The 25,036-nt window shown below is 71.1% G+C and carries 25 protein-coding genes; 4 read left to right on the top strand and 21 right to left on the bottom strand.

Going from position 1 to position 25,036, the window contains the following annotated elements:
* Window positions 1-246 precede the first annotated feature (246 nt).
* Window positions 247-708 (bottom strand): thiolase C-terminal domain-containing protein, encoded by a 462-nt coding sequence (locus ACWD4G_RS07680; RefSeq protein WP_451291302.1) that lies wholly within the window; start codon window positions 706-708, stop codon window positions 247-249.
* Window positions 709-749: 41 nt separating this feature from the next.
* On the opposite strand from ACWD4G_RS07680, the gene ACWD4G_RS07685 reads away from it, so the two are divergent.
* On the top strand, window positions 750-908 hold the full coding sequence (locus ACWD4G_RS07685; RefSeq protein ID WP_451291303.1) for a hypothetical protein: 159 nt from the start codon (window positions 750-752) through the stop codon (window positions 906-908).
* Between the two features lie 319 nt (window positions 909-1,227).
* On the opposite strand, the gene ACWD4G_RS07690 is transcribed toward ACWD4G_RS07685, so the two are convergent.
* A complete protein-coding gene (locus ACWD4G_RS07690; protein WP_451291304.1) occupies window positions 1,228-1,419 on the bottom strand; it encodes a hypothetical protein in 192 nt (63 codons plus the stop codon).
* A 27-nt stretch (window positions 1,420-1,446) separates the two neighbouring features.
* On the opposite strand from ACWD4G_RS07690, the gene ACWD4G_RS07695 reads away from it, so the two are divergent.
* On the top strand, window positions 1,447-1,893 hold the full coding sequence (locus ACWD4G_RS07695; RefSeq protein WP_451291679.1) for a TetR/AcrR family transcriptional regulator: 447 nt from the start codon (window positions 1,447-1,449) through the stop codon (window positions 1,891-1,893).
* A 24-nt stretch (window positions 1,894-1,917) separates the two neighbouring features.
* Here ACWD4G_RS07695 and ACWD4G_RS07700 read toward each other — a convergent pair whose 3' ends face one another.
* Complete coding sequence (locus tag ACWD4G_RS07700) at window positions 1,918-2,790, bottom strand: helix-turn-helix domain-containing protein (protein WP_451291305.1); 873 nt, start codon at window positions 2,788-2,790, stop codon at window positions 1,918-1,920.
* Window positions 2,791-3,117: 327 nt separating this feature from the next.
* Here ACWD4G_RS07700 and ACWD4G_RS07705 point away from each other — a divergent pair, with 327 nt between their 5' ends.
* Window positions 3,118-4,584 (top strand): aldehyde dehydrogenase family protein, encoded by a 1,467-nt coding sequence (locus tag ACWD4G_RS07705; protein WP_451291306.1) that lies wholly within the window; start codon window positions 3,118-3,120, stop codon window positions 4,582-4,584.
* A gap of 109 nt (window positions 4,585-4,693) precedes the next feature.
* Here the strand turns inward: ACWD4G_RS07705 and ACWD4G_RS07710 are convergent, their stop codons facing one another.
* The 10 genes from ACWD4G_RS07710 to ACWD4G_RS07755 all read right to left on the bottom strand — a co-directional run bounded on the left by ACWD4G_RS07710 (window position 4,694) and on the right by ACWD4G_RS07755 (window position 14,698).
* The gene (locus tag ACWD4G_RS07710; protein ID WP_451291307.1) at window positions 4,694-5,101 is read right to left on the bottom strand and encodes a nuclear transport factor 2 family protein; all 408 of its coding nucleotides are present in this window, start codon (window positions 5,099-5,101) and stop codon (window positions 4,694-4,696) included.
* A gap of 59 nt (window positions 5,102-5,160) precedes the next feature.
* The gene (locus ACWD4G_RS07715) at window positions 5,161-5,829 is read right to left on the bottom strand and encodes an SDR family NAD(P)-dependent oxidoreductase (protein ID WP_451291308.1); all 669 of its coding nucleotides are present in this window, start codon (window positions 5,827-5,829) and stop codon (window positions 5,161-5,163) included.
* A gap of 61 nt (window positions 5,830-5,890) precedes the next feature.
* Window positions 5,891-6,190, bottom strand: a complete 300-nt coding sequence (locus ACWD4G_RS07720; RefSeq protein ID WP_451291309.1) for a hypothetical protein — start codon at window positions 6,188-6,190, stop codon at window positions 5,891-5,893.
* Window positions 6,191-6,430: 240 nt separating this feature from the next.
* Window positions 6,431-7,573 carry an XdhC family protein gene (locus tag ACWD4G_RS07725; RefSeq protein ID WP_451291310.1) on the bottom strand — a complete coding sequence of 381 codons (1,143 nt, stop codon included), beginning with the start codon at window positions 7,571-7,573 and terminating at the stop codon, window positions 6,431-6,433.
* A 42-nt stretch (window positions 7,574-7,615) separates the two neighbouring features.
* Window positions 7,616-9,805 carry a xanthine dehydrogenase family protein molybdopterin-binding subunit gene (locus ACWD4G_RS07730; RefSeq protein WP_451291311.1) on the bottom strand — a complete coding sequence of 730 codons (2,190 nt, stop codon included), beginning with the start codon at window positions 9,803-9,805 and terminating at the stop codon, window positions 7,616-7,618.
* A complete protein-coding gene (locus tag ACWD4G_RS07735) occupies window positions 9,802-10,782 on the bottom strand; it encodes an FAD binding domain-containing protein (protein ID WP_451291312.1) in 981 nt (326 codons plus the stop codon). Before ACWD4G_RS07735 ends, ACWD4G_RS07730 begins: the two co-directional genes overlap by 4 nt.
* A 10-nt stretch (window positions 10,783-10,792) precedes the next feature.
* Entirely contained in the window at window positions 10,793-11,308 is a 516-nt protein-coding gene (locus ACWD4G_RS07740) for a (2Fe-2S)-binding protein (RefSeq protein ID WP_194083143.1), read from the bottom strand.
* A gap of 61 nt (window positions 11,309-11,369) precedes the next feature.
* On the bottom strand, window positions 11,370-12,599 hold the full coding sequence (locus tag ACWD4G_RS07745; RefSeq protein WP_451291313.1) for a cytochrome P450: 1,230 nt from the start codon (window positions 12,597-12,599) through the stop codon (window positions 11,370-11,372).
* Between the two features lie 39 nt (window positions 12,600-12,638).
* Complete coding sequence (locus ACWD4G_RS07750) at window positions 12,639-14,114, bottom strand: FAD-dependent oxidoreductase (protein ID WP_451291314.1); 1,476 nt, start codon at window positions 14,112-14,114, stop codon at window positions 12,639-12,641.
* On the bottom strand, window positions 14,111-14,698 hold the full coding sequence (locus tag ACWD4G_RS07755; protein WP_451291315.1) for a TetR/AcrR family transcriptional regulator: 588 nt from the start codon (window positions 14,696-14,698) through the stop codon (window positions 14,111-14,113). Before ACWD4G_RS07755 ends, ACWD4G_RS07750 begins: the two co-directional genes overlap by 4 nt.
* 517 nt (window positions 14,699-15,215) lie before the next feature.
* Here ACWD4G_RS07755 and ACWD4G_RS07760 point away from each other — a divergent pair.
* Entirely contained in the window at window positions 15,216-15,797 is a 582-nt protein-coding gene (locus ACWD4G_RS07760; protein WP_451291316.1) for a TetR/AcrR family transcriptional regulator, read from the top strand.
* 243 nt (window positions 15,798-16,040) lie between these two features.
* Here ACWD4G_RS07760 and ACWD4G_RS07765 read toward each other — a convergent pair whose 3' ends face one another.
* The 8 genes from ACWD4G_RS07765 to ACWD4G_RS07800 form a co-directional block, all read right to left on the bottom strand.
* Window positions 16,041-17,063 carry a branched-chain amino acid ABC transporter permease gene (locus ACWD4G_RS07765; RefSeq protein WP_451291317.1) on the bottom strand — a complete coding sequence of 341 codons (1,023 nt, stop codon included), beginning with the start codon at window positions 17,061-17,063 and terminating at the stop codon, window positions 16,041-16,043.
* Window positions 17,060-17,920, bottom strand: coding sequence for a branched-chain amino acid ABC transporter permease (locus tag ACWD4G_RS07770; protein ID WP_451291318.1), 861 nt, complete (start codon window positions 17,918-17,920; stop codon window positions 17,060-17,062). The genes ACWD4G_RS07765 and ACWD4G_RS07770 overlap by 4 nt, the downstream gene beginning before the upstream one ends.
* A gap of 55 nt (window positions 17,921-17,975) precedes the next feature.
* Window positions 17,976-19,175 carry an ABC transporter substrate-binding protein gene (locus ACWD4G_RS07775; RefSeq protein ID WP_451291319.1) on the bottom strand — a complete coding sequence of 400 codons (1,200 nt, stop codon included), beginning with the start codon at window positions 19,173-19,175 and terminating at the stop codon, window positions 17,976-17,978.
* The gene (locus ACWD4G_RS07780) at window positions 19,172-20,833 is read right to left on the bottom strand and encodes an ATP-binding cassette domain-containing protein (RefSeq protein WP_451291320.1); all 1,662 of its coding nucleotides are present in this window, start codon (window positions 20,831-20,833) and stop codon (window positions 19,172-19,174) included. Before ACWD4G_RS07780 ends, ACWD4G_RS07775 begins: the two co-directional genes overlap by 4 nt.
* A 252-nt stretch (window positions 20,834-21,085) precedes the next feature.
* On the bottom strand, window positions 21,086-21,601 hold the full coding sequence (locus ACWD4G_RS07785; RefSeq protein ID WP_451291321.1) for a VOC family protein: 516 nt from the start codon (window positions 21,599-21,601) through the stop codon (window positions 21,086-21,088).
* Window positions 21,602-21,678: 77 nt separating this feature from the next.
* Complete coding sequence (locus ACWD4G_RS07790) at window positions 21,679-23,358, bottom strand: thiamine pyrophosphate-binding protein (RefSeq protein WP_451291322.1); 1,680 nt, start codon at window positions 23,356-23,358, stop codon at window positions 21,679-21,681.
* Between the two features lie 31 nt (window positions 23,359-23,389).
* Window positions 23,390-24,154, bottom strand: coding sequence for an SDR family NAD(P)-dependent oxidoreductase (locus ACWD4G_RS07795; protein WP_451291323.1), 765 nt, complete (start codon window positions 24,152-24,154; stop codon window positions 23,390-23,392).
* A complete protein-coding gene (locus ACWD4G_RS07800) occupies window positions 24,151-25,032 on the bottom strand; it encodes an SDR family oxidoreductase (protein WP_451291324.1) in 882 nt (293 codons plus the stop codon). Before ACWD4G_RS07800 ends, ACWD4G_RS07795 begins: the two co-directional genes overlap by 4 nt.
* Between the last annotated feature and the right edge of the window lie 4 nt (window positions 25,033-25,036).

The following is a 25,036-nucleotide window of genomic DNA, read 5'->3' on the forward strand; positions in this document are numbered from 1 at the left end:
GTCAGAATAGGACAGCAGCTGTCTACCGGGATGCGTCGCGGGTTCCGGTGGCGGCCCCCATGACAGCTTGAAATCGCGCCTGCGTAGGGATTCCCCCTTCGAGTGACCTTGGAATCACAGACAATCAGACACTTTCGTCTGCGATTCATAAATGGTGGACTGGCTCGACTCGTCGGCGGCCAGATAGAGCACGACGGCGGTGAGACGACGGGCAAGGTGGTCATGGTGGCTCCGGGCGCAGGGCGTTCAGGCATGCGGGTGGGGGCTCAGGACGAGCGTCGCGTGGTGGTCGAGGGTGCCGCCGTTGCCGCTGACCAAGACGATGTCGTGGCGGTCCACCTGGCGTTCGCCGCCTTCGCCGCGGGCCTGGACGACGGCCTCCGAGAGCGGGGTCATGCCCCACAGGTAGTACGAGGAGAGCTGCCCGCCGCCCGTGTCGAGCGGCAGTGACCCGCCGGGCCCGAGCGCCCCGCTCGCCACGAAGTCCCCGCCCTCGCCCATGGCGCAGAACCCGTAGTCCTCCAGGGTGATGAGGACGGTGAAGGTGTAGCAGTCGTACAGCTCGACGACGTCCACGTCGTCGATGCCGACCCCGGCCATCTTCAGCGCGGCGGGGCCCGCCTGGGCGGCGCCGCTGACTAGGCCGAGGTCGCTGCCCCGGTGCATCGGGTAGCCGGGGTGGGTCTGCGCCCAGCCCAGTACATGCACGGGCGGCTTTGCCAGGTGGGGGCGCGTTTGGCGGTGGTGACATGACGGCGATGCCGCCGTTGCTGACTAGGCAGCAGTCGAGCAGATGGAACGGCTCGGCGATCATCCTGGACGCCTGGTGGTACTCGACGGTGATCGGGGCGCGGAACTGGGCCCGGGGGTTCATCCCCGCCCAGGCCCGCTGGGCGACGGCGATGTGAGCGAGCTGCTCGCTGGTGGTGCCGTTGGTGTCCATCTGTCGGCGGGCGGCCAGCGCGTACCGGGGGGTGGCGCCGACCACCCCGGCCGCCGCCGTGAGGCCCATCCAGCCGGTGGTGCCGAGGCTCGCGCCCGAGTAGGCGGCGCCCGTCGAGGACTTCTCCTTGAGCGGCGCGTCGGCGAAGACGCAGGCGACGGCCTCCGCCATCCCGGACTGAACCGCCATCGCCGCGTACTGCACCATGCCGCCGACGGTGGAGCCGTACGCCTGCATCTCGGACAGCAGCCGCAGGTCGCGCAGGCCGAGTTCAGTCTGAAGGCTCAGCCCCACTCCCGGCATGACGCCGCTGCTGGTGAGCAGGCCGTCCAGTCGGACAGCGCCAGTCCCGCGTCGTCGGCGGTGCGGCGGACGGCGTCGGCCTCGAAGTCGGCGGCGCTACGGCCGTACACCTTGCCCGTCTCCGTGATGCCGAGGCCGGCGATGACCGGGCCCCGGGCGGTGTTCGTGGTCACGACGGACCGGATGCCCCGCTGGACGACATCGCACGCCGCGCGGGCGTGGGCAACGCCACGCTCTACCGGCACTTCCCCACCCGCGACGCCCTCCTGGTCGCGGTGTACACCGCCGAGATCGAGGCACTGACCGGCGCCGCCCGCGACCTGCTGGAGACCGCGCGGAACGGCCAGGCGCTCAAGGCATGGCTGCGCGTCTTCATCGACCACATCACTGCCCGCCGGGGCCTGGCCTCGGCTTCGCTCAACACCGTCGGCGAGCGCAAGAACCTCATCTGCCACTGGCACGACCCGCTGGTCGCGACGACCACCGAACTGCTCGACGACGCCCGCGAGCATGGCGCCGCCCATGGGGATCTGAGACCGGCGGAACTACTCATGATGGCCTACACCATCGCGGCCGTCGCCGAGTCCACCCCCGGTGCCGGCGAGCGTCTTCTCGACATCGCCTTCGAGGGCATCACCCCCCGCTGACGCCAGGAGGCGCACAGGCTCGGCTCACGGACGCCGGACGTCCGGGGCGGCGCGTTCGGTGGGAGCGGACTCCGGTGTGGAGGCGAGGGAGGCCAGGAGGGTGAGGCGCTCGGCTGTGGGGGTGCCGGGGGCGGCGTGGTAGACGACGAGGGTCTGCCGGTCGGTGTCGGTGATCAGGAGTTTCTCGTGACGCAGTTCGAGGGGGCCGACCTGCGGGTGTTCGAAGGTGAAGATCCCGCTGCGCTTGGGCCGGACCTCGTGCCGGGACCACAGCTTGCGGAAGTGCTCGCTGCGTACGGACAGCTCGCCGATGAGTTCGTTGAGGGTGGGGTCGTCGACGTCGGGGCCGACGAGGGCGCGCAGGGCGGCGACCATGCCCTCGGCGTTGACGTCCCAGCCCCCGTATGTGGCGGCCGAGGCGGGCGCGAGAAAGGTGGAGCGGACCAGGTTGGTGCCGGGGGTGAGGATCGGCGTGAGGGCCTGGGCGAGCGGGTTGGCGGCGAGCACGTCCATCATGCGGCCGAGGACGTAGGCGGGAGTGTGGGGCCAGCTGTCGACGAGCTGCCGGATGCCGTCGGGGGCGCGTTCCGGGCGGCGGGGCGCCGGGCGCCGTCGGGAGCGCTCCGGGCGGGCGAGGCGGTGCAGGTGGGCGTTGGCATCCGCGTCGAGGTGCAGGGCGCGGGCGAGGGCGTCGAGGACCTGCGCGGAGGGGTTGCGGTCACGGCCCTGCTCCAGACGCAGGTAGTAGTCGGCGCTGATACCGGCGAGCAGGGCCAGTTCCTCCCGGCGCAGGCCGGGCACCCGGCGCCGTCCGGACGAGGCAAGGCCGACGTCCTCGGGGCCGATCTGCTCACGGCGGGCCCGTAGGTACTCGCCGAGGGCGTTGTCGTTCACCATGCCTTCCACGGTACGGCCGCCCGCCGCGCCGAACCTGGTCCTGTCACCCCCAGGATCGGCGGGGCTCTGGGTAAACCGTGGGCGGTGGCGGACCGTGGCAGTCATGACACGGATCACGAGCCGTACGTGTCGGTGGCCGGTGCTTCGCCGGCAGTGCCGAGGCGCTGCCGGCACCCGGCGGCCCGCCGAAGGCACCGGCCACCAGCGAGTGCATGCCCGCCGGCGCCCCCTACGCACCCGGCCCGGCGGTGGGAGGACTCGCCACGGCTCACCGGCGTCCCGGCAACCGGCCAGAAGCCAACGACCCCCTTCGAGGAGCCAGTTCGCATGTCCACAGTTCTTGCCACCCCCGCCCCCGCCCACGTCAGCCGTGAGGAACTCGACCGGCTCGTCGAACTGCAGCGGGCGGCCTTCCACCGTGAGGGCCCGCCCAGCGCGGAGGTCCGGCGCGACCGGATCGACCGGCTGGTGCTCGCCGTACTCGACGCCGCCGAAGAGCTGACCGCCGCGCTGACCGAGGACTTCGGCCGGCGGCCGGTGGCCCTGACCAAGGCGGGGGAGGTACTCGGCCTGCTCGGAGAGTCCCAGGTCCTGCGAGAAGGACTGGAGGAATGGATGAAGCCGGTCCCCGTCGCCGGACCCGTCCCGGCCTTCGTCCAGCAGCAGCCGCTCGGCGTCGTCGGGATCATCACCGCCTGGAACCTTCCGGTGGGCTTGGCGGTTCGCCCTGCGCTGGACGCGCTGGCCGCCGGCAACAGGGTGATCATCAAGTTCACCGACGTCCACGTCCGCACCGGCGAGGTGTTCGCCCGGGCCGTGTCCAAGTACCTCGGCGAGGACGAGGTCACCGTGGTGTGCGGGGATCTGAAGACCGCCCAGGAGTTCTCGGACCTGCCCCTGGACCACATCCTGTTCACCGGCTCCCCCCAGGTGGGCAGGCTCGTGGGCCAGGCCGCCGCGGCGAACCTCGTCCCCGTCACCCTGGAGCTGGGAGGCAAGAACCCCGCCGTCGTCGCCCGGGACGCCGACCTGGACCTGGCCGCCGAACGCATCGCCGGCACCCGGATGAGCAACGGCGGCCAGGTCTGCCTCTGCCCGGACTACGTCTTCGTGCCCCGGGAACACCTGGACGACTTCACCGAGCGCCTGCGGGCCGCCCTGGTCCGCCTCTTCCCCACCTACACCGACCACCCGGCCGCGGTCTCCCTCGTCAACTACCGCAACTTCGACCGGGTCCTGGGCCTCATCCACGACGCGGAGGCGCACGGTGCCCGGAAGATCACCGCCGTCGACGAGGAGCCCTCCCGCGAACTGCGCCTGATCCCGCCGACGCTGCTCCTCGACGTCCCCGAGGACGCGGAGATCTCCCGGGAGGAGATCTTCGGGCCGGCACTGGTGATCCACCCCTACGACGATCTCGCCGAGCCCATCGCCTACATCGCCGACCGCCCGGCCCCGCTGGCCGCGTACTGGTACGGCGAGGACGGCGACGACTTCCGCCGTTTCCTGGACCGTACGACCTCCGGCGGCGTCACCCGCAACGACGGCCTCCTGCACGCCGCCCTCAGCAACGCCCCCTTCGGCGGGGTGGGTGGCTCCGGCTCCGGGGCGTACGGCGGCAGGACCGGCTTCGACACCTTCACCCACCGGCGCACCGTGGCCGCCCAGCCCGGACCGCACGGCGTCACCGCGACACTGGTCGGCGCCCCCGCGCTCGCCCCGGAGGTGGAGGCGGGCCTCGACCAGGCCATCGGCGCAGCGGCGGCAGAGATCCGGACCCGCCTCGGCCTGTGACAAGCAGCCGGACGACGGCCCCGCACACGCTCCTCCGGGAGCCTGTGCGGGGCCGTTACCGCTTGTCCTGACCTTCCGGTCGCCGAGGTGGGGGCCGACGGCGTCGGCGTCAGTCCGTCACCACCATCACGTCGTTGGCGTGGATGGTGTCGAAGTACTCCCGGATGTGGAGGATCTTGCTGTCCCGCAGCTCGAAGGCGTATATGAGCCGGTTGTCGTAGACCTTGCCGGCTGCGGAGACACCGTGGCTCTCGGCCTCCACCACGACCCGGTCGTCCTGCGCGGTGGAAGAGGTGATGGTGAGTTCCACCCCGTTCGGCATGACCTGTCCGACCGTGCCCAGCAGCCGCACGATTCCGTCCTTGTCGTAGTCGCCGGCGAGCGGGAAGCGGTCCGGTTTGCCCATCACACGCCACACCACCTGCTCGTCGAGCAGGGCGAACGCCGCCTCGGCGTTCCCGGCGTTGAAATTCTCGAAGAAACGCAGAACCGTTTCGGTGTTGTCGGTCGCAGTCATGACATGTGCTCCTGGTCGATATCCGTGTGTCGGAAGGCCACGCCTTCACCACGCAGTTGTCAGGCGCCGACGAAGTGGTCGGCCGTCGCACGGCGGGTGTGGAGGGTCCAGTAGTCCTGGGCGATCTCGTCCGGCGCGCGGTAGGGGATGCCCTCCTGGGGGGCCTGCGCGGCGATGGCGACGTTGATGGACACGTTGGCCGCGTGGATCCCTTCGGCGGCGAGGGTGTTGTGCAGGTTGACCGCCCAGTTGCGCACGGCGGCATGGGCGATGTTGAGGGCGGCCAGGGCCGGATGGGGATCGATCGCGCCGCCGCCGGTGGTGAACAGCAGGGTGCCGGAGCCCGCTTTCCTCATGTCCGGCAGCACCGCCTGCACGGCGGTCACCGCCCCGTACAGCAGGCCGTCGATCTGGGGCCGGAGGGTGTCCAGGGTCACCTCCGCGGGAGTGGCCATGATCGAGCTCGGCTGCGGGGAGTACTCCAGGACGTCGATCCGCCCGAAGCGTCCGGTCGCGGCGGCCAGCGCTCCGGTGAGCTGCTCGGGGGCGGAGACGTCGGCCGGGAAGCCTTCCGCCGTGATGCCGTCCTTCGTCAGCTCCGCGACCAGACCGTCGAGGTTCTCTCTGGTGCGGGAGACCAGGGCGACGTCGAAACCGTGGCCGCCGAAGACCCTGGCGATGGACAGACCGAGGCCGGGGCCGGCTCCGACGATGGCGATGGTGGGCATGTGTGCTCCTCAGATGGTCGTGCGGAAGGGGTTGGTGGGCCCGAGGGGGCGGGCGGAGGGGCTACGGCATCAGGGCCATCTCCTCCCACAGCGAGCCGGGCACGTGGTAGCCGGCGCGGTCGCGGATGCGGTCGACGTGTCTCTGCACGTCGTCGGCGGTGGGGATCGGCTCGGTCGGCGGGGCGTACCAGCCGTCGGCCACGCCTGTGAAGACGCGGGCGTAGCGGCCGCGGGCGACGGAGAACGCCTCCTGGGTGTGGGGGTTGGCCTCGCTCGCCAGGTAGGTGACCATCGCGGTGACCACCTCCGGTGCGTGGTGCGCCGGCGTGGTGGGGGCGTCGGACATGGAGTCGGCGCTCATGCCCTCGGCCATGCGGCTCGCGGCGGTCGGCAGGATTGTGTTGGCCTTTTGATGCCGTGCGGGGCGCCTTCCAGGGCCACCACGTTGGCCAGGCCGAGGAGGGCGGTCTTGGCGGGGGAGGACCAGGGTTTGCATCACCGCTACCACGACACCGGCGAGAGCCAGGACCGGCACGCATGACGTTCGGTCTCGGTGCGGACGAGTCGGGGGTGCGGCCACGTGCGGACATCGTGCTTCTCCTCAACCGGCGCTGTGCACCGTGCTGCTGCCGACCGAGGCAGGGGGATGGATTGGTCCCGTGCCCGAGGACAGGGGCAGGCCGGAGCCCTGGTTCGCGCGGGCGATGATCTCCGCGATGATGGAGACGGCGGTCTCCTCCGGTGTCCGGCCGCGGAGGTCGAGGCCGATGGGGGAGCTGAGGCGGGTGAGCTGCTCCTCCGGGACGCCGGCCTCGCGCAACGCGGCCAGGCGGTGGTCGTGGGTGCGGCGGGAGCCCATGGCGCCGACGTAACCGACCGCGAGGCCGAGGGCCAGCCGCAGCAGCGGGATGTCGAACTTGGCGTCGTGGGTGAGTACGCAGACCGCGGTCCGGGCGTCCACCTCGGTGGCCGCGAGGTACCGGTGCGGCCAGTCGACGACGACCTCGTCGGCGTCCGGGAAGCGCTCGGCGTTGGCGAAGACGGGCCGGGCGTCGCAGACGGTGACGTGGTAGCCGAGGAAGCGTCCGGCCCGGCTGAGTGCGGCGGAGAAGTCGACGGCGCCGAAGATCAGCATGCGGGGCGGGGACGCTTTGGTGTGGACCAGGACGGTCAGCCTCTCCGGGCATGTGTCGGCGTCCCCGCCCGTCTCCACCCGGCCGCCGCGCCCCGCCCGAAGCAGGGCGCGGGCCCGCGCCGCCACCGTACGGTCCGTGTCCTCGTCGCCGAGGGTGCCGTCGTGGGCGCCGTTGCCGGAGACACGCAGGGTGCGGCCTACGAGTTCGGCGGGGCCCTCGACGACCTGGGCGACGGCGACGGGCTCGTCCCGTACGACGTCGTCGAGAGCCGCGACGAGATGCGGCCGGTCCGTGGGATCCACCCGCTGCACCAGGACGTCGATCTCGCCGCCGCAGGTCAGCCCCACGGCGAAGGCGTCGTCGTCGGAGTAGCCGAACCGGGCGCGTTCCGGAGGGCTGCCGTCCTCCAGGACCTGCCGGCACAGCTCGTAGACAGCGCCTTCGACGCAGCCGCCGGAGACGCTGCCGACCGCTCGTCCCTCCATGTCGACGGCGAGCGCGGTGCCCGGCGGCAGGGGCGCGCTGCCGGAGACGCCGACGACGGTGGCGAGGGCGAAGGGGCGGTCCTCGCGGCACCAACGGTGCAGCGTGTCCGCGATGTTCAGCATCCGTGGATCTCCGTAGGGGGATGTTCGCGACGCGGGCCCCGCTCAGAGCAGGGCGTCGGCGGTGATGGGCAGTTCGCGGATCCGGCGGCCGGTGGCGTGGAAGACGGCGTTGGCGATGGCGGGTGCCACGCCGACGTGGACGACTTCCCCGAGGCCCTTGGCCCCGATCCGGGCGACCTTGTCGTCCTCGCCCTCCAGGTAGATCGCCTTGAGGTCGGGGATGTCCGCGTTGACGGGGACGAGGTAGTCGGCGAGGTTGGCGTTGACGATCCGCCCGTCGCGGTGGTCGGTGACCGTGTGCTCCAGCAGGGCCTGGCCGATTCCGCCGATCATGCCGCCGATGGCCTGGCTGTCGGCGAGCTTGGGGTTGATGACGCGGCCGACGTCGTACACGCCCAGCATCCGCCGCACCCGCACCAGCCCGAGGCGGGCGTCGACGGCGACCTCGGCGAACGTCACGCTGTAGGAGTGCGTGGAGAACGGCAGCCCGGCCGGAACGTATTCACCGTCCGCTTCCAGCCGATCCCGTCCGGACCGGGCCAGAAGGCTCCGGTAGGTCTCCCCGCGCGCGGGCTCGTCGCGCACGTACAGACGTCCGTCCGCTACGACGACGTCGTCGGCGGCGACGCCGAACAGCGGTGACTCCTCGTCCTTCACGGCGAGTTCGACGGCCTCCCCGCGCAGCTTGGCGCAGCCGTCCTGGACGGCGGAGCCGACGCTGGGCGTCGTCATGGAGCCGCCGTGGCCCACGGGGGGCGGCATGGTGGTGTCGCCCAGTTCGAACCGCACCGCGCGCACCGGCAGGCCGAGCGCGTCGGCGGCGACCTGGGTCATGACGGTGTACGTGCCGGGCCCCATGTCGCTCGTGGCGCTCTGCACCACCGCGGTACCGTCCGCGTCGAGGCGTACGTGCGCCAGGGAGGTGACGCTCCAGGAGGGGTGGGCGCCGGTGGCCATGCCGGTGCCGATCAGCCAGTCGCCGTCCCGGATGGAGCGGGGCCTCGGGTCACGAAGGTGCCAGCCGAACTCGCGGGCACCCGTGGCGTAGCACTCGCGCAGCCGCCGGGTGGAGAACGGCAGTCCACTCGTCGGATCCCGGTCGGGTTCGTTGCGCAGCCTCAACTCGATCGGGTCCAGACCGAGTTCACAGGCGAGTTCGTCCATCGCGGACTCGACGGCGTAGGCGGCCGTGGCGCCGCCGGGGCCGCGCATGAATGTCGGCGTGCTGACGTCCAGGGGAACGGTGCGCCAGTCCTGGGTGACCGCGGGCACGTCGTAGAGCATCTGGCCGATGCTCAGGATGTCGTCCTGGAACGTCTCGTAACGAGAGGTCTCCGCCCGCATGACGTGGGTCATCGCCGTCAGCCGGCCCTGCCCGTCGCTGCCCAGGCGCACCTGGTACTCGTACCCGGGCCGGTAGCCCGTCCCGAAATACAACTGCCTGCGGCTGAGCACGAGTTTGACGGGCCGCCCCACCTCACGGGCGGCGAGGGCCGCCATGACCCCCTGCGGCCAGATCCGTGAGGCGTTGCCGAACGCGCCCCCGACGAACGGTGACACGACACGCACCGCGTCCTCGGGCAGTCCGAAGACGGCGGCGAGTTCGGCCTGTGCGCCGTGGATCCACTGGGTCTTCTGCCACACCGTGAGCCGGCCGTCGTCCCAGCGGGCGACGGTGGCGTGCGGCTCCATCGCGTTGTGGTGCTGTCGGGCGGTCCGGTACGTCAACTCCAGCCGCACGTCGGCCGACCGCAGCGCACGCTCCGCGTCACCGCGCTCGTACGTGACCGGCGTGTCGTCCGTCGCGGTCGACAGGTCGGTCGAGGGCGGCTCGGCGTCGTACTCCGCCCGCACCAGGCGCGCGGCGTGCCGGGCCGTCTCCAGGGTGGTGGCGACCACGACGGCGACGGGCTGTCCGTGGAAGCGGACCCGGTCGTCCTCCAGCACGTGCAGCCGTTCGCCGGGCGGGGTCGCCATTCCGGGGTTGGGGCCGTAGGGCAGCCGGGGCGCGTTGAGGTGGGTGAGCACCGTCAGCACGCCGGGCAGGGCGAGGGCGGCGGCGGTGTCGACGGAGGTGATGCGGCCGAGACCGATGCCGCTGTCGACGACGACGGCGTGCACCAGCCCGTCGGCGTCGAAGTCGGCCGCGTACCGGGCCTGGCCGGTCACCTTCAGCCGTGCGTCGACCCGCGTCAGCGGGGCGCCGACGGCTGCCTGGGGCTGGGGGGTCATGCGTCGCCTCCTACGATGCGCAACTGGCGTTCGACCGTCCGCTTGAGCAGGTCGACCTTGAAACCGTTGTGGGCCAGGGGACGGGCGCCGTCCGCCGCGTGCTCGGCGGCGGCCGTCCACAGGGACTCCGAGGGCCGCTCGCCGATGAGGTGCTGTTCGACGGCGGGCAGCTTCCAGGGCACGGTGCCCACGCCTCCGGCGGCGACCTTCGCCTCGCGGATCACGCCGTCCCGGATGTGCAGGGCGACGGCGGCCGAGGTGAGAGCGAACTCGTACGACTGCCGGTCGCGGACCTTCAGATAGCCGGACCGCAGCGGGCGCGGATGGGCCGGGATCTCCACCGCCGTGATCAACTCCCCTTGGCCCAGAGCGTGTTCGCGGCGGGGGGTGTCGCCGGGCCGGAGCAGGAAGTCGGCGAAGGGAACCGTTCGGGCCCCGTCCGGTCCCAGCAGGTGCACGTTCGCCTCCAGCGCCGCGAAGGCGACGGCGACATCGGAGGGGTGGGCGGCCACGCAGGCGTCGGAGGTGCCGAGGATCGCGTGGGCGCGGTTGACCCCCTCGCGCGCGGCACATCCCGTGCCCGGCTCGCGCTTGTTGCAGGGGGCGGTCACATCACGGAAGTAGGTGCACCGGGTGCGCTGCATGATGTTGCCGCCGATGGTGGCCATGTTGCGCAGCTGGGCGGACGCGCTCAGCTCCAGGGCCTGCGAGACCACCGGGTAGGCGGTGCGCACGTCGGGGTGAGCGGCGGCGTCGGCCATCCTGACCAGGGCGCCGATCCGCAGGACGCCGTCGTCGGTGACGGTGACCTCGTGCAACGGCAGCGCGCTGATGTCGACCAGAGCGCCGGGGCGTTCGACGCTCTCCCGCATCAGATCGACCAGGGTGGTGCCGCCCGCGATGTAACGGCTGCCCTCGCGGCCCGCGGCGAGAGCTTCGCGGGTGCCGGAGACCCGTGTGTACGTGAAGGGATACATGGCCGCCGTCCTATATCCGGCCCGCGGTCTGCCCGACCGCGCGCACGATGTTCACGTAGCAGCCGCAGCGGCAGATGTTGCCGCTCATCCACTCCCGGATCTCTTCCCCGGAGCCGGTGTGGCCCTCTCGGATGCAGCCGACACCGGACATGATCTGGCCGGGTGTGCAGAAGCCGCACTGGGCGGCGTCCAGATCGATGAACGCCTGCTGCAGCGGGTGCAGTTCGTCGCCGTCGGCCAGGCCCTCGACGGTGGTGACCTCGGCGCCTTCCAGGCGTACTGCCAGCGTAAGACAGGAGTTGACCCGGCGGCCGTCCACGAGCACGGTGCACGCGCCGCAGGCTCCGGCGTTGCAGCCCGTCTTCGAACCGGTCAGGCCCAGGTGTTCGCGCAGCAGATCCAGCAGCGAGGTCCGGTTGTCGACCCGGAGGGAGTGGAGCTTGCCGTTGACGGTGAGGGTGACGTCGCTGCTGGGCGCGGTCTCCTCGGCGGGCGGGGGAATGCGTGAGGCGGATTCGGTGGTCATGCGCTTCGCTCTCTCGGTTCGGCGGACGGTGACGGTGTGTCGGGCAGAGGGGCGGCGTGGTTCAGGCGGCCCGTACGTCGTCCACGGCCAGGTGCAGGGCCGAGGGGCCTCGAAGGTCGGCCGGGACGCGGTAGGGCGGGGGGTCCTGCAGCAGCCGTGGGGCGACCAGGCGCTGGACCAGCCGCCGCACCGCGATCTGGCCTTCCATCCGGCCGAGCGAGGCGCCGAAGCAGTAGTGGATGCCGCCGGAGAAGCTGAGATGGGCGTTGTCCGGGCGCGTGATGTCGAAGGTGTCAGGGTCGGGGAAGCGCCGGGGGTCGCGGTTGCCGGCGGCGATGTTGAGGATGATCGAGGAGCCCCGGGGGATGACGTGGTGGTCCCCGACGCGGATGTCGTCGACGGCGATCCGGGCCCGCATGTGCACCGAGGGCTCCATACGCAGCGTCTCCTCGATCGCGCCGGCCATGAGGGAGGGGTCGGCCTGCAGGCGGGCCAGCTGGTCCGGGTGGCGCAGCAGCAGGAGCATGCAGCTGGCGATGAGGTTGACGGTTGTCTCGTGACCGCCGACGAAGAGCGTGATCGCGGTGTTCAGCAGCTCCGGTGTGCTCATCCGGCCACGGGGGCCGTCGTCGTGGATCATCCTGGAGAGCATGTCCTCGCCCGGGTTCTCCCGGAGCCGCTCGATGTGCGCCGCGAAGTAGGTGCCCAGTTTCTCGAAGGCGTGGGTTCTGGCCGCTGTCACCTCCGGGTCGTACGGGTCCACCTGGAACTCCGGACCGCGCACCGCGTCCTCGGAGGAGTGGGCGAGGGCGTCGGCGTCCTGGGGCGGGATGCCCAGCAGGTGGCAGATCACCAGGACGGGCACCGGGTAGGCGACCTCGGACACGAGGTCGAACTCGGTGCGCCCGGTCAGCCGGTCGATACGGTCGCGCACCAGGTCCTCCACCATCGTCCGCAACCCCTCGACGCCACCGGGGAGTTCGGGCGGTCCGAAGTGGCGCATCGCCTGTCCGCGCAGCCGGTCGTGTGCCGGGTTGTCCCGCACGAGGAAGGGCGGTGCCTGGCCGGGTTCCTGGGCCTCGGTGCCGATCCGGCCGCCCGCGGCGGCCTTGCCGGGATCGACGGAGACGCGGGGGTCGCGCAGCAGCGCGGTGATCTCCTCGTATCCGCCGACGACGTGGGTTCCGTCGTCCTGCACGCTGACCGGTTCCCCGCGCAGGTCGGCGTAGAGGTCCCAGGGGTGGGGTCGGCTGTCGGGGTGGAGTATCTGCTTGAGCAGTGTCGATGCCATGGGGCCGTGCTCGCTTTCGCGGTGGGGGGAATCGTGGGGTCAGCGGCCGATCGGCCGCAGCGCGGGGGAGGTGTTCTCGTCGCTGGTGGCGAACCGGGGCGGAAACGGCGCCTGTTCGCGGACGAGGGAGGTGTAGTGGTGCAGATTGCGGCCGTTGTCGAAGGTGACCGCGCCGATGGTGCGCTCCCCCAGGCCGTACAGGACGCTGAAGGGGCCTTGGCCGGGGGTGCCCTGCACGACGGCGATCCGGTCGGCGGCGCCGGGGAAACCGACGCCCTTGATGTTGACGCCGAACTGGGTGGACCAGAAAGACGGCAACTCGACGTGGGGAAGTCGTTCCTCGCCGGGCTCGCGGGTGATGTCGTGGGCGACGGTACGGGCCTGGTCGACAGCGCTGCCCCAGTGCTCGACCGACAGACGCCGGCCGGGGAACAGAGGGTGCGGCAGGGCGGCGATGTCCCCGGCCGCGTACACGTCCGGCAGCGGGCGCCCCTCCTGATCGAGCGCGTGGCACAGCTCGTCGCAGTGCACCCCGCCCGTGTCCGCGCGCACGGCCGAGCCCGCCAGCCATTCGACATTGCGTACGGCGCCCAGCGCGACGACCGCGAGATCCGCTTCGACCGTCTCGCCGTCCGACAGCCGGACCTGCCGCAATGCGTGCTTCTCGTCCGCCACGAACTCGTCGACGGTGGTGCCGAGGCGCAGGTCCACGCCCGTGCTCCTGGCCAGGCCGGCCACCACATCGCCCACCGTCCTGCCCAACGGGCCCTGCAGGGGAGTCGCCTGCGCCTCGACCAGCGTCACCGGGAGCCCCAGTTCGCGCAGGCCGGAGGCCAGCTCACCGCCCAGGAAACCGGCACCGACCACCACCACCCGGCGCGGCTGCCGGGCCAGGCGCTTCTGGAGGTCCTCGGCGTCGTCGCGGGTGCGGACGGTGAGGACGCCTTCGGGCGCCCAGCCGGGGAACGGGCGGGCGCGGGTGCCGGTCGCGATCACCAGGATGTCGTAGCCGACGGTGCCGCCGTCGGCCAGGACGACCGAGCGCCGCTCCGTGTCCAGCCCCACGGCTGCGGTGCCCAGCAGGAAGCGGGCGTCCAGGGGGCGGGTGACCGGCAGTTCGAGCCGACCGGGAGGGAGCTTCTCGCTGACGCACGCTTTGGTCAGCGGCGGTCGGTCGTACGGCCGGTGCGGCTCGTCCCCGATGATTGTCAGCGGGCCCGTGAACCCGTTCTCACGCAGCGCCTCGGCAGTCTTCAGTCCGGCGAGCGAAGCACCGACGACGACCACATGCCGGTCCTGGCGCGGTGTGGCCCCGGCTGGCTCGTCCTCGACGCCGACGGTGATGGCCCGTACCGGGCAGGCCAGGGCGGCCCGGTGCACGGCGTCCCGCATCTCGTCCGGGGGATTCGGTACGTAGGTCAGGGCCTCCAGGCCGTGCAGGGTGAAGGCCGAGGGGGCGGCGAACACGCACTGCCCGTATCCCTCGCAGCGGTTCAGGTCGACGCTGATCCTCACCGGGCACCTCCCGTCCGGAAGGGAGCCAGCACCGGCAGCAGCACCCGGTCCACGAAGGACTCCACGAAGCCGGCGTCGAGCTCACCGTCGGCGACCAGAACCTGATGGATCAGCGCGCTCCGGGCGAGGTCGGCGATCAGTACGGGGTCAGCGCCCTCAGCGAGTTCCCCGCGCTCCCGGGCCCAGCCCAGGACCGTCTCCGCGACGCGGGCGTGGTGCACGCGGCACAGCTCCTTGGCCATCCGCCCGACCTCGTCGCCACCGGACGCGGCGACCAGCAGTCCGGAGAAGTACTGGGGCGTGCGCTGCTGTTCCGGGACCGCGGACGGCAGCAGGTTGCGCACCAGGTCCTCGCGAAGGGATCCCGAAGACGTCAGGGGAACCTGCTCGTCCACGCTCCGGGACACCGCCCTGCGTAACGCGGCGGCCATCAGCTGATCCTTGTTGGACCAGCGCCGGTACACCGTCTTCGTGCTGGCCCTGGCCCTGCGGCACACCTCGGTCAGGCTCAGCCGTTCGTAGCCCACCTCGGAGAGCAGCTGCAGCGCCGCGTCCAGCAACGCGGCGTCGCGCTGGACGTCCATCGGGCGACCTGGAGACCGCGACGCGACCGGCGCGGGCGTGGGACTCACTTCTGCATTGAGAAACGACACGATGTCTTTTCCTAATTGGCCTGACATGTGGATTGACTCAACATCCTTATGTGAGAGGTCAGTTCAGGCAGTCAGTAGTGCGCTTCAGGGAGGGCCGTCACGTATTCAGTCGCTCCGGCTCCGCCCGCAGCCGGTGCTTGACGGCGGTTGTGGGTGTACGGAGCGATCGGCAGGGAGCCTCGCGGGCGAGCGCGACGGTGGCATGGTGCTCCGTGAGTGCCCGTGCGGTCTCGAATCCCGGCCTCGGTCCGCCGTTCGGCGGTCCGCGAGTTGGCCATGCCGTCACTCCCTCACTGCGCCGAACCCACATGCGGAACGGTCGCCCCGATTAAGATACGGAACGATCGCCCCGCTTGCAAGAGGTGGAACGATTGCTCCGCTTTCATCGGATGGGAGATCATGCGGTGGCAGGAGCAATCAGTCCCGGGGAGGGGGTAGGAGCGTGGACGTGTCTGCCGGCCAGGAGAGCGTGAAACCGCTGCGTGCCGACGCCAGGCGAAACAGGGCCCGAGTTCTTGAGACGGCGCACGAGGTGTTCGCCGCCGAGGGCTTCGGGGTGCCGATCGACGAGATCGCCCGGCGGGCGGGCGTGGGCGCGGGGACCGTCTACCGGCACTTCCCGACCAAGGAAGCCCTGTTCGAAGCCGTCGTACTGGACCGGCTGGACCACCTGGTCGCCTCGGCCGCCGACCTCGTGGCGACCCGTGACCCAGGAGATGCCTTCTTCGCGTTCTTCTGGGCGGGCGTCGACGAGGGTGCGGGGGACAAGGGGCTTGCCGAGGCCATGGCCGAGGCGGGCTACGCCGCCGAGGTGCTCGCCCCCGAGGCCGAGAAGCGGTTCCGGAACACGTTCGGCGACCTGCTCGCACGGGCCCAGGCCGTTGGTGCGGTACGCGGGGGCCTCGCGGTCGACGACGTGAGAGCTCTGCTGGTGGGCTGTATGGCCATGCAGCGCTACCGAGGCGAAGCGGGCGGGCTCGGAGTGCTCAGGGAGATCGTCCAGGACGGACTGCGGGGCGGCCGGAGCTGACGGACGACGGCGCCTTCTCGGCGGCCGGAGCTCTCGAACGCGGCGACTGAACGCCTCTCAGGGGTTGCGGCACGAACCAGACCCCAGTGCTGCGTGCCGCAGCCGCGACGTGGCTCGCCACCCCCAGCGTCCGCGAGCCGTCCGGCTCTTGCCCGCTGCCGGGAGCGGCGACGTCGTGACCGTCGCACACCGACGCATCGGTCGCCGGACGGGGGCACGGCGGCGAAGGCGGTGACACCACGGTTACACATGTTCCGGCGTTCGTGGGATGGCGTCGGGGATGGTGTCCGCACCGGGCGTGGGCTTCCGGCGGCGGGCGATCGGGACCCGGGCGGCGCGGCAGATGAGGGGCCAGGCGCCTTGCGGGGCGAAGCGGACGATGGCGATCAGCAGGGCGCCCTCGATGACCAGGGACAGGGTCTGCTGGTCCTGGAGTGCGCGGGTCAGTCCGTAGTAGACGACGCCGACGCCGACGACGGGGCCGAGGACGGTGCCCGCGCCGCCGACCACGGCCATGAGGACGGCGTTCAGGCTCCAGTTGACGCTGGCCACCCCGTCGGGGGAGATGACGACGAACTGGAAGGCGACGACCGCGCCGGCCAGGCCGGTGAGCGCGCTGGTGGGCACCAGTGCGGCGAGACGGTGGCGGTATACCGATACGCCGAGTCCCGCGGCGGCCGGTTCGTTGTCGCGGACGGCGGCGAGCCGCAGGCCGAAGGCGCTGTGCCGGACGTAGAGGGTGAGGGCCATGGCCAGGGCGGCGACCAGGACCGCGATCTGATACAGGTTGCCGCCGCTGGGAATCCGCTCTGTGGGGAGCGTCAGTCCGCTGGCGCCGCCGGCCCAGTTCCAGTTGCTGAGCAGGGCCTGGAGGGCGACGGCGACGGCCAGTGTGCCCACGGCGAAGTAGTCGCCGCGCAGCCGCAGCAGCGGTACGGCGAGCAGCAGGGCGAGGAGGCCCGCGCCGATGCCCGCGCCGACCAGGGCCAGCGGCCAGGGCAGTCCGGTGTGGATCAGGATCAGCGCGGTCGTATAGCCGCCGGTCGCCATGAACGCGGCGGCGCCGAGGGAGATCTGGCCGCTGAAACCGGCGAGGACGTTCCATGCCTGGGCGATCGTCAGATACGTCAGCAGGGTGACGCTCAGGTCCAGCTGCCCGAGGGAGAGCACCGGGGCGAGCGCGAAGGCGGCGATCGTGACGGTCGCGAGGGCGACCGCGGGCCACAGGGCCTTCGGCGTCCCTCGTGGGACGGTCGGGGTTTTCATCCGGCGGCCTTTCGGAACAGGCCCTGGGGGCGTATGGCGAGGACGAGGAAGAAGGCGAGGTAGACGACGACGTCGCGCATGCCGCCGCCGAACAGCTGGACGCTGACCGACTGGAGGACGCCGAGAGCGACGCCGGCGAGGAGGACCCCGCCGACGCTGCCGATGCCGGCCAGGGCCATCACGGCCATGCCGGTCAGCAGCAGCGGCATCCCGCTGGTGGGCGTGAAACTCTGGGCGACACCGGTCAGGACGCCGCCGGCCGCGGCGAGGGCGGCGGCGCCGGCGAAGGTCATGGCGTACACCGTCGGCACGTTGATGCCGAGCACGGCGGCGGTGGCCGGGTCCGCCGAGGCCGCCCTGACCGCGCTGCCGGCGCGCGTGCGGGTCAGGACGAGGTGGGTGGCGGCGCACAGGAGGACGGTCAGCGCGAAGGCGATCAGATAGATCGTCTGGATCCGCAGGCCGAGGACGGAGACACCGGAGGTCGCGTAGGGGGCGGGCAGGCTCTTGGGATGGGTGCCGAACCCGCCCTGGAACAGTGCCTGGGCGAGCAGGGACAGCCCGAAGGTGGCCACCAGCGGGGCGCTCCTGTCCCCTCGCAGGAGGGGGGTGAGCAGATACCGCTGCAGCGGATAGGCGATCAGGGCGACGCCCGCCATGGCGAGCGGCAGGGCCAGGAGCGGGTCCCAGCCGGTGTCCACCACCAGCAGGGACGCCAGGTAGGCGCCGCCGATGACGAGTTCGCCGTGGGCCAGGTTCATCAGGCCCAGTACGCCGAAGACCAGGGAGATGCCCAGGCCGATCAGGGCGTACAGGCCGCCGGCGAGGATACCGGCGGCCAGGACGTCGAGGCTCACGATGTGCTCCGTTCGCTCACGCTCGTGGTGGGTCGCAGCGCGCTCATGCCGGGCCTCATTCCAGCCCGGACAGGGAGGCGAGCGGGGACCCGCCCTTGGCGGGCCAGACCTGCTTGATGGCGCCGTCCTCCCACTGGCCGATGAAGGTGGGGGTCACGCTCTTGTTGTCGACGAACTTCACGGAGCCCTGTGCGGAGACGGTGGTGCTCTCGGCCAGTGCCTTGTTGATGGCTTCGGTGTCGGTGCTTCCCGCGGCCTTGATGGCGTCCAGGAGGATGGTCGCCTCGTGCAGCCCGAGGGCGACCGAGCCCAGGTCGGTGAGGTTGGTGTACTTCTTGCCGTACTTCTCGACGATGAGGTCGGTGTCCGGCAGCCCGGCCGTGTCGGACCAGTTCAGCTGGACGAGGGTGCCGTCTCCGAGCGTGCCGAGGTCGCCCCAGCCGGGCGTCTGGGCGCACTGCAGACCGATGGCCACCTTGGGCTTGTAGGCGAGTGCCTTCATCTGCTTCCACATCGCGAAGCAGTCCGGCGGGGTCATCGAGGCGATCAGCACCTGTGCGCCGGAGGACTTCCCGGCCTTGATGACGTCGGAGAAATCCGTGGTGCCGGTGGGGACGGACTTGGTGGCGGTGACGGTGAAGCCGGCCTTCTCGCCGGTGCCCGCCCAGAGCTTTCCGGTGGAGGTGCCCTGGGCGTCGTTGTTGGTGACGACCAGGGTCTTCTTGTTGGTCTTCGCCCCGGCGGCGACCTCGTAGAAGCCCTTGGCCCCGTCGGCGAGCGACTGGAAGGAGTCCCAGGTGTAGCCCTTGCCCTCGGGCAGCAGCTCGACGGGCAGGGCGCCCATCACCAGCGGCACCTTCAGCGCGTCGGCCTGGCCCTGCATGTCGATGTTCTGCTGGCAGCACGACCCCAGCAGCCCCACAGCCTTGTCGGTGAGCACCAGGGAACGCACCTGCTGGACCATCGTGTTCGTGTCGCTGCGGTTGTCGAGCACCTTCAACTCGACCTTCCGCTTCTTCCCGCCCACCTCCAGGCCGCCTTCGGCGTTCGCCTGCTGGACCGCCAGGAGGTAACCGTCGCGAATCTGGTTGAGGACGGTGTTGCCGGACAGCGAGATGCTCGTCCCGATGACGATGGGACCGTCATCACTGCTGGAACCGCTGCTGCTGGAGGCGTTGCCCGCGCAGCCGGCGGTGGCGGCGAGCAGTGCGGCACCGACGAGTGCGCAGGTGCGGCGGTGGGTGGTTCTGGTCACCAGGGGTCTCCTTCGGAGGCGCTGAGCGGTCGGGGAGCGGAGGAGGAGGGCAGGGGCGAGGAGGGCAGGGGCGAGGAGGGCAGGGATGAGGAGAGCAGGGACGAGGAGCCGGCTTTAGCGGCGTTGTCCTCGGTGGTGCCGAAGTAGGCGGCGTCCAGGGCCTCGTCACTGAGCAGGCCCGCCGGATCGCCGGTGTACGAGACGCGGCCGCGGGACAGCACGACGGCGTGGTCGGCGATGCCCAGCGCCCGCTTGACGTTCTGCTCGACCAGGACGATCGCGACGCCCTGGGAGTTGATCTCGGCGAGTGCCCCGTACAAGGAGTCGATGGCCACGGGGGCGAGGCCGAGTGAGATCTCGTCGCAGATCAGCACCCGGGGGTCGGCCATGAGGGCGCGTCCCACGGCCAGCATCTGCTGCTGGCCGCCGGACATGGTGCCGGCCTGCTGGGTGGCACGTTCAGCGAGCACCGGGAAGATCGCGTGGACGCGTTCCATGCGGCCGCGCACCTCATCCTTGGCCAGCGCGAGCGGAGCGCCGAGCATCAGGTTCTCGGCGACGGAGAGGCCGGTGAAGACGCGGCGGCCTTCCTGGCAGTGGGCGATGCCCAGGCGGGCGCGCCGGTAAGTGGCCATGCCGGTGATGTCCTGGCCGAGGGCGTGCACGGAACCCGATCTCGCCTCGACCGCGCCCATGATCGTGGCGCAGAGCGTCGACTTGCCGGCCCCGTTGGCGCCCAGGACGGTCACGATCTGTCCGGCCTCGACGCGCATCGAGAAATCCCGCAGGGCGACCATGTCGCCGTAACCGGCGCTGACCGAGTCGAGGGCGAGCACGGCCGTGGTGTCCGATGCCGGCGCGGTGGCCGGAGTGCGCGCCGGAGAAGCCTGAGCCCTGTCGCCGAGGTAGACGGCCCGCACCTCCTCGTTCGCGGCGATCTCGGCGGGTGTGCCCTCGGCCAGGGGGCGGCCCCAGTTGAGCACCAGGACGCGGTCGACGAGTTCCCGTACCACCCGTTCGATGTGCTCGACCAGGAGCACGGTGATGCCCTGGTCGTGGACCTGCCGGATCAGGTCGATCGCCTCGTCCAGCTCGCGGCCCACGAGCCCGGCCGCGACCTCGTCGAACATGAGCACCCGGGGACGGGTGGCCAGGGCCCGGGCCACCTCCAGCCGCTTCAGGTCCAGGACGCGCAAGGAGTCGGCGGGACGGGAGGCCTTGGTGTCCAGGCGGCACCGAGCGAGGATCTCGTCGATCTCTCCGGGGTGGGGATGGGGCCGGCTCGCCATGGCCCCGACCCGTACGTTTTCCCGGACGGTCAGCCCGTGGAAGGGCCGCGGGACCTGATGGGCCAGTGCGACACCGGTGCGGGCGACACGGTGCGCCGGCATGCGGTCCAGCCGCTGCTCACCCAGCCACACCTCGCCCTCGCTCGGGCGGTGCACGCCGGAGATCAGCTTGAGCAGGGTGCTCTTTCCGGCGCCGTTGGGACCGATGACGGCGACCGCTTCGCCGGACGCCACCGAGAGGTCGACACCATCGAGAGCCGTGACACCGCCGAACCGCTTGGCGAGCCCTCGTACCTGGAGAGGTGCCCCGGACAGGGTGCCTGGGTTCGGCCGTGCTTCGGGGGTGGTCTCAGCATCCAGTCTCTTCACGCCGTAACTCCTCACCGCCGCGCGCCAGGAGTGCCCCCGGTGTCATGCGGCGAGTGGTTGACCGTAACTTCGCCGAAGCGTACGGTCCCTTATGTCGAAACGCTAGTCCTAAGTATTGGGACATTGTGAGGACGGATGAAAGGTGGCGCTCACGCTGAGCGGGCGGTAGTCCGCCAGTGGGGCACCCTGAGTTCCGTGCGCACATCGTCTAGCTACTATTAGTCTCTTTAACCGGGACGAATATCCTGTTTATCAAGACAATGTGGGGTGAAGGGATTCCCTGTACATCGCGGTGAAGGCCGCGTCCAGGCCCGGGCTCGCCTCGATGAGTTCGGTCATGCCGGGAAGGACGTCACGCGTGTCGAAGTAGGAGACGCGGGAGTCGGGCCCGACGGACGCGGTGAACACGGCCTCGTAGCCCTTGCGTCGCATCGCCTCCACCGCTGTGTCGAAAGCCGTTGTGGCGCAGCCGAAATGGTGGAAGCCGTATCCCCGCTGGACGATCACGTCGCGGTGCACCGACGGGAGTTCGTCCGCCGGCTGGATGAGCTCGTACTGCATGTGCCCGCCGAAACCGAGCGCCACGTGCGCCCGTGCCTCGGAGGGTTCGCCCCGGTAGCGGGGGTTGTCGCCCGCGAAGTCCCGCAGGACCGTCCACGGCCCCACCCCGAAACTCTCGCTGAAACGGGCCATCGCCGCGTCGAGATCCTCGACGACGAACGCCATCTGGATGAGGCCGTCGGTCGGTTGGCCGAAGTCGAACAACATGGCAGTTCCCTGACGAGTCGTGAGCCGCCACGGTCGGGTGGCTCCGGGGTGTCGGACGCGTGGGGGAGAAGACGCACTCAGAACGGGCTGCCGCCCATGATCACCCGCTCTTCCGGCGGTATCGGGTCGAGACTCACATGGACCTCCACGCAGGACGGCCGTCCACTCAGGAGGGCCTTGGCGAGGGTGGGCGCGAGTTCGTCGAGGGCGCGGACCTGGTAGCCGTCTGCGCCGAGGGCGAGCGCGGCGGCGGCGTAGGAGCCGTTCTCCAGCCGGTTGTTGACCACCCGGTCCTTGCCGTGCATGAGTTCCTGCGCGTGCAGAGTGGCGCCCCACGCCCGGTTGCTGAGCACGACGACGACCACTGCGAGTCCGGCGCGCACCATGGAGTCGAACTCGCCGAGGCTGTAGCCGACCGACCCGTCACCGGTCACCAGGACGACGTTCGTCCCGGGAGCCACGGCTGCCTGTGCTCCCAGCGCGACGCCCATGCCGACTCCCATGGAACCGAGGTAGCCGTGGCAGAGGAACGCGGACACCGGTGCCTCGGAGATCGCCTCCGACAGCCAGAGGTACGTGAGCGCGCCGTCGGCGACGACCACCGACCTGTCGGGTAGTGCCGCGGCGATGGCGCACACGGCGTCGTAGGGGTGCACGCGCTCATCGGGGACGACCTGACAGGCCACGGCTTCGAGCCGCCGACGAAGGTGCGCTCGCAGGGTGGCCTGCCAACCGGTCGGTTCGGGGCCGGAAGCCTGCCTGAGGGTGAGCGCCCGGTTGAGATCCTGGAAAACCGGCAGCGGGTCGGCGGCGACCGAGAGCGAGACCGGCTGAAGGAGTCCCAGTTCGCCGGCGGAGGGATCGATCTGCACCACACGCGCCGCACGCGGGATCAGCGCACCCGAGCCGTGCGCGGTCGTCAGGCCGAACCGCAGCCCCGCCATGATCACCAGATCGGGCTCCCCTCCCGGCGGCAGACCGTGCAGGCCCTGCAGCAGACCGAAGTTCAGAGAACCGGGTGTGATCGCGCCGAGGCCCTCGTAGTCCGCCATCAACGGTATGCCGAGTCGCTCGGCGAAGGCCCGCAGCTCACCGCCGGCCCCCGATCGCGGAACCTCGGAACCGGCGATGATCACCGGCCTCCGGGCCTGCGCCAGGAGATCCAGGATCTGTTCCGCCCCGGCGTGTGAGAGACCCGGCCCGTGGTCGGCGCCGCGGAGGAGTTCCGTGGTCAGGTCGGGCAGGTCGATCTGCTCGGTCAGCACGTCCCAGGGGATGTCGACCAGCACGGGCCCCCGTGGTGCGGCGAGCGCGATGCGGATCGCGCGGGCCAGGACGCGGGGGATCAGTGAAGCGCGCGTTACCCGGTGCGCCCATTTGGTGACGGGTGTCGCGATCGCCACCTGGTCCAGGCCCGCCTGCAGGGTGTTGGTCTGGTCGTTGGCGAGCGGCCCGGACGCCGCGAGGTAGAGCACGGGAGTGCGGTCGAGGTGAGCGTTGGCCATCGACGTCACGGCGTTGGTGAACCCGCCGCCCGCGGTGAGCAGCGCGACGCCGAAGGCGTTGCGCACCCGGGCGTACCCTTCGGCCGCGTGGCCGGCGTTCATCTCGTGCCGCGTGTCCACGATGGGCAGCCGGTGGTCGAGCGCGGCCTGATAGACGGCGTCGATGTGCGCGCCGTTGATGCCGAACATCCGGTCCACACCGGCCTGTTGCAGGAGGCGGACGACGAGGTCGCCGCCGGACACGAGAGGCATGGAACGTTTCCTTTCCCGAGGCCGGAGCACGTCAGACGCAGGTCTCGCCGCCGTCGACGGCCAGGACGTGACCGGTGACGAAACTCGACCGGGGAGACGCGAGCCAGTACGCGGCCTCGGCGACCTCCCGCGGCTGGGCCACGCGGCCGAGCGGAGTGGTGGCGGCGGCGCCCTCGGCGTCGAGGTGCTCGTGTTGCTCCAGGTGCCGGAGCATGCCGGTGCGGGTCAGGCCCGGAGCTATCGCGTTGACGCGGATGCCGTGCCGTCCGTGCTCGGCGGCCGCTGATCTGGTCAGCCCGACAACACCGTGCTTGAACGCGGAGTAAGCGGCTCCGCCGCCCGGATTGCCCACGAGGCCGGCGACCGAGGACGTGTTCACGATCGCTCCGTGGCCCTGCCGTGCCATGACGGCCAGTTCGTGCTTCATGCACAGCCACACGCCACGCAGGTTCACCGCCTCCGACAGCTCCCAGCTCTCGCTGCTGAGCCGCTCGATCGGTGCCACCGGGGGTGCGATGCCCGCGTTGTTGAACGCTGCGTCCAGAGCGCCGTAGGTGTCGACCGCTGCGGCGACCATGTTCTCGACCTCCTTCTCGACCGACACGTCCGCCTGGACGAAGACGGCCCTGCCGCCCGCCGCCGTGATGGCGGCGGCGGTGCCCGCGCCGGATTCGGAGCGGTCCGCCGCGACGACGGCCGCACCCCGTTCGGCGAACAGTCCCGCCGCCGCCCGCCCGATGCCCGAGCCGGCGCCGGTCACGAGCACGACCGATCCCTCCATGCCGTGCGCCGTCACCGTCGGGCCTCCGCGGAGGCCAGGACCTCGTCGTAGACCGGGTTGGCGAGCACCGACCTCTCCACCGCGGCACGGTGCGGGTTCTCCTGGCCGGTGGGGACCGAGGCGAGGATCGCGTCGAACCGCCGGGCGAGCAGGTCCCGGTGCTCGGCGTGGGTCAGGACGTAGAGGCTTTCCTCCTGTATCGCCAGCAGGACCCGCTCACCGACTTCCCGCGGAAGCATCGCTGTTTGGTGCAGGTCGGCCTCGGCGAGGGCGCCCGGCGCCTGCGGCCCCGGCCCGCCAGGGGGCGGCGGGCCCTGGTGGATGTTGGTGCGGACGATTCCCGGTGTCAGGACGGACACGTTGACGTGGGTGTCGCGTAGTTCGGCCGCCAGTGCCTCCATCAGCCCCACCACACCGAATTTCGCGGCCACGTAGAGCGCTCCCGGGGTGCCGAGCAAGCCGCCGATCGACGCGGTCGAGACGATGTGCCCCGGGCGGCCGGCGGCCAGCATGCGTGGCAGGAAGGTCCGGATGCCGTTGAAGACGCCGGTGAGGTTGATGTCGAGCACCCAGTCCCACTGGTCGAAGCTCGCCTCGACCGCCGGTGCGAGGAAACCGACGCCCGCGTTGTTGACCAGCACGTCCACGCCGCCGTAGTCCGCGTCGAGACGGTCGGCTACGGCGGCGAACGCCTCCCGGTCCCGCACGTCGAGCCGAACCGCTTCGGCCCGGCCGATACGCGCGAGTTCGCGTTGCGCGCTCCGCAGCGACTCCGTGACGACGCCGCAGATGACCACGTTCATGCCGGCGTGACACAGCACCTGTGCCACGCCGAGACCGATGCCGCTGTCCCCGCCGGTGATGAAGGCGGTCCTGCCCGCCAGATCCCGCACGGCC

It is taken from the genome of Streptomyces sp. NPDC002643 (assembly GCF_053592555.1).

Coding starts and splice junctions, on each gene's coding strand:
- ACWD4G_RS07685 (WP_451291303.1), top strand. CDS start 750: ATGACGGCGATGCCGCCGTTGCTGACTAGGCAGCAGTCGAGCAGATGG.
- ACWD4G_RS07700 (WP_451291305.1), bottom strand. CDS start 2,790: ATGGTGAACGACAACGCCCTCGGCGAGTACCTACGGGCCCGCCGTGAG.
- ACWD4G_RS07705 (WP_451291306.1), top strand. CDS start 3,118: ATGTCCACAGTTCTTGCCACCCCCGCCCCCGCCCACGTCAGCCGTGAG.
- ACWD4G_RS07710 (WP_451291307.1), bottom strand. CDS start 5,101: ATGACTGCGACCGACAACACCGAAACGGTTCTGCGTTTCTTCGAGAAT.
- ACWD4G_RS07715 (WP_451291308.1), bottom strand. CDS start 5,829: ATGCCCACCATCGCCATCGTCGGAGCCGGCCCCGGCCTCGGTCTGTCC.
- ACWD4G_RS07720 (WP_451291309.1), bottom strand. CDS start 6,190: ATGAGCGCCGACTCCATGTCCGACGCCCCCACCACGCCGGCGCACCAC.
- ACWD4G_RS07725 (WP_451291310.1), bottom strand. CDS start 7,573: ATGCTGAACATCGCGGACACGCTGCACCGTTGGTGCCGCGAGGACCGC.
- ACWD4G_RS07730 (WP_451291311.1), bottom strand. CDS start 9,805: ATGACCCCCCAGCCCCAGGCAGCCGTCGGCGCCCCGCTGACGCGGGTC.
- ACWD4G_RS07735 (WP_451291312.1), bottom strand. CDS start 10,782: ATGTATCCCTTCACGTACACACGGGTCTCCGGCACCCGCGAAGCTCTC.
- ACWD4G_RS07740 (WP_194083143.1), bottom strand. CDS start 11,308: ATGACCACCGAATCCGCCTCACGCATTCCCCCGCCCGCCGAGGAGACC.
- ACWD4G_RS07745 (WP_451291313.1), bottom strand. CDS start 12,599: ATGGCATCGACACTGCTCAAGCAGATACTCCACCCCGACAGCCGACCC.
- ACWD4G_RS07755 (WP_451291315.1), bottom strand. CDS start 14,698: ATGGACGTCCAGCGCGACGCCGCGTTGCTGGACGCGGCGCTGCAGCTG.
- ACWD4G_RS07765 (WP_451291317.1), bottom strand. CDS start 17,063: ATGAAAACCCCGACCGTCCCACGAGGGACGCCGAAGGCCCTGTGGCCC.
- ACWD4G_RS07785 (WP_451291321.1), bottom strand. CDS start 21,601: ATGTTGTTCGACTTCGGCCAACCGACCGACGGCCTCATCCAGATGGCG.
- ACWD4G_RS07790 (WP_451291322.1), bottom strand. CDS start 23,358: ATGCCTCTCGTGTCCGGCGGCGACCTCGTCGTCCGCCTCCTGCAACAG.